Origin of the sequence: Streptomyces sp. NPDC015127, assembly GCF_043080095.1 — a bacterium.
Lineage (GTDB): Bacteria > Actinomycetota > Actinomycetes > Streptomycetales > Streptomycetaceae > Streptomyces.
In genome coordinates this window covers 1-3151 of the sequence record NZ_JBIBVE010000083.1, presented here as the reverse complement: position 1 = coordinate 3151, position 3151 = coordinate 1, and the positions used below count along the sequence as shown (strand labels likewise).

General features: G+C 68.4%; 2 protein-coding genes. Both read right to left on the bottom strand.

The window, feature by feature from the left end; genetic code table 11:
• The coding region (locus ACF08N_RS37960) for a putative T7SS-secreted protein (RefSeq protein WP_392329257.1) at window positions 1-2567 on the bottom strand (2567 nt) is incomplete at its 3' end.
• A partial coding sequence (locus ACF08N_RS37955) for a hypothetical protein (RefSeq protein WP_392329256.1) occupies window positions 2567-3151 on the bottom strand: 585 nt, incomplete at its 5' end. The genes ACF08N_RS37955 and ACF08N_RS37960, both read right to left, overlap by 1 nt.

The window sequence follows — 3151 nt, the reverse complement described above, 5'->3', positions numbered from 1 at the left end:
TTGCCCTCGGGTGTCCATTCCAGGCGGGTGACCGCGCCGAGCGGGTCGGTGAGGGTGACCGGTCGCCCGAAGGCGTCCCGGTCGATCCGGGTGGTTGCTCCGAGGGGGTTGGTGACCTCGACGGGCAGCCCGACCGCGTTGCAGCGGATGCGGGTGGTGTGGCCGAGTGCGTCGGTGACGGCGGTGACGTGTCCGGCGTCGTTGTACGTGTAGCGGGTGACGGTCCCGGACGGGCTGGTCACGCTGGTGCGGTTGCCGCGTTCGTCGTACTCCTGCCGGACCGTGGTCCGGTCCGGGTTGATGACGCGGATCGGGAGCCCGAGTTCGTTGTACTCGGCGGTGGCTTCGCGGCCGTCGGGGCGCACCACGGTGGTCAGGTGACCGGATTCGTCGTACGCGAACCGGGCGGTGCGGCCGAGCGGGTCGGTCTGGTTGAGGAGCCGGTTGTAGCGGTCGCGTTCGTAGCGGGTGACCGCGCCGAGCGGGTCAGTCACCTCAACGACCTGGTGCGCGTCGTTGACGATGTACCGCCGAACGGCGCCGCCGCTGGTGGTCGCGGTGGTGACGCGCAGGCCCGTCTCGGGGTCCGGGTCGCTGTAGTCGAGGCGCAGGGCCATGTGGCCGGCCGAGCCGCCTTCGGCGATGCAGCGGTCCTGGTCGTCGTACTCGTACGTGTACGCGCTGCCGTTGGTGTCGGTCCATGAGGTGACGCGGCCGCGGTCGTCGTAGCTGAACCGCAACGGCAGGCCGGAGGAGTTGGTGACCGAGGTGAGGTGGCCGTCGGTGTAGCCGTAGCGCAGGATCTCCTGGTCCGAGCCGTCCGGTGCCGCGCCTGCCAGGTGCAGGCCGGTGATCCGGCCCTCGCTGGTGGTGAGTTTCAGGTGGTAGCCGCCGTGGTGGACGATCGACGTCGGCGCATCGGACTCGTCGTATTCGAAGGTGATCCAGTTGCCGTTGCGGTCGTCGATCTGGGCGAGGTGGGCCACGTCCTCGTGGCGTGTGGTGAAGTGCCACACGCGGCCGGCATTCGGGTCGCTGATCGTGTAGTCGCCGTCGACGTCACGGTCGAGCGGCCAGCGCGGGCCGTGGCTCGGCATGACCGGGGCGCCGGGGGCGGGGTGCGGGTAGGACAGCAGCAGGCCGTCCTCACAGACGAAGATGACGCCCTCGGGGTGGATCTCCAGCCGCTGGTCGGCGGTGGACGACCAGGATGGTCCGAACCAGCGTCCGGCCCGGTAGTCGGACGCCACCCGGCGGTGGAAGGCGAGCGGCAATGCGCCGGGCAGGGCGATGTCGGTCTGCGGCAGATACATCACACCCGTGGCGAGGTCGATCGGGTCCGTGTTGTCGCTTTCGACGGCGTCCTTGGGACGGGACGTCTGAGCCGGATCGTCCAGGGCCTTGCGCGCCCCTGACTCGGCGGCCTCCGTGACGGTGTGCTTGGCCGTGCTCCGCAGGCCCGCACCGGCCACACCCTTGGCGACTCCCAAGCCCTTGGTGCCGAAGATTTCGGGGACGAGGCGGCCGAGGAACTCCGACGGGTCACCCTTGGCGGCGTCCCAGGCGTTCTTCAGGGCCCGATCCGGATTCGCCACTGTCGACGCGAGGCCGGCGAGCGTCATGTTGACGCCCTTGTAGTACTCGGCGGGGTGGGTCAGGTTGTAGATGTCGATCGGGTTGACCGACCGGACGAAGTTGACGATGCCCGCGGTGCCCTTGATGATTCCGCCGCCGAAGTGGGCCAGCTCGATGCTCTGGCCCAGGCTGTAGTCCATGAGCTCGGTCTGGAGCTTGTCCAGCCCGGTCTTGTCCTTCGGCGCGTGCGCCAGAGCGGCCTTGACCGCGCCCTTCGCGGCCTCGGCCGCCTGATTCCGCGCCGCGCGGGCGTCGTCCAGGACTTCCTGGGCCCGTTTGCGTTTGGCCGTGCTCGGGTCCTTGAACTCACCGGGATGCGGAAGCGGACTGTCCCCGTTGCGGGCCGCGTTGTAGGCATCGGCCTTCTTGTTGAACGCGGTCCGGGCCGTCTCGTAGTCCTTCTCCGCCTCCTTGTGGAGAGCGATCGCCTCACGCGCCTTGCCCTGCGCCGTGACGATCGCCTTCGAGTACGTCTCCAGCGCTTTGGCCGCGTCCTCGAACGCGTCGGCCGCGTGCAGCCAGTCGGTGGGCAGCGTCTGGAACTTCTCCCGGAAGGCGGTGGCGGCCTCGCCCTTCCAGTGACTGGAGTCGAGCTTCTTCATCCCCCCGCCGACCAGGTCGAACGCCGTCTGGAAGTCCCGCAGGTTCTTCACCGTCGCGGCGATCTTCTCCGGCTTGCCGTGGATCAGCTCATTCGCCTCTTCGGTCTGCCCGAGCTGCTTCTCCCCGACCTCCGCACCCAGCGAGGAGGCGGTCTCGTCCCCCCAGTCCTCGACGGCCTCGGCGACCGCGTCGTGACCGTAGTGCCGAAGACCCTGACCGGCCTTGTCGGTCACATAGTCGACGCCCTCGCCGGCGATCTCCTTGCCCTTGTCGATCGCCCGGTCGGCACCGTCGACGAGCTTGTCGCCCCACTCCCGCCAGTCCACCATCAGCGACTCTCCCCCCACCGCGGCTGCTCGGCCTGATCGACCGTCACCTGGTCCGGATCCAGGTCCTCCTTCAACTCCTCGTCCATACGGTCACGCGCCACCGGGTCGATCAGCCCGGACCGCTCCATCGAGTCCATCTGCGCGTCCATCACGTCATACGTGGTGTTCTGCCACGTCTGCTTGACCTCGCCGTGCGCCTCGACCATCGACTCGTAGCTGTAGTCCGCGTTGTCCCACGCATGCTGGTCACGAATCGTGTCCCAGCGCATCTGCTTGACCTCGTCCTCCGACAGATGAGGATTGCCGTTCAGCGAGTTCACACCGATCTTGACCGCGTCCTTGACGTACTGCTCCTGCTCCGCGAACGAACCCGCCGACAGGCCCACCCCCTGCGCGAAGGCGTTGCCCTTCAGCGTCAGCGTGCGCACCCCCCACTCCCACCGGCTGCAGAACGTCTCGAACTCCGCCGCCAGACCCCCATGACCCAGCTCCAGCCCCGACAACGCCAGATCCGCAAACCCACGCCCCACCGACGCCTCGCCGATCATCCCGAGCTCCTTCAGCTCGGCATGCGCCAGATTGAT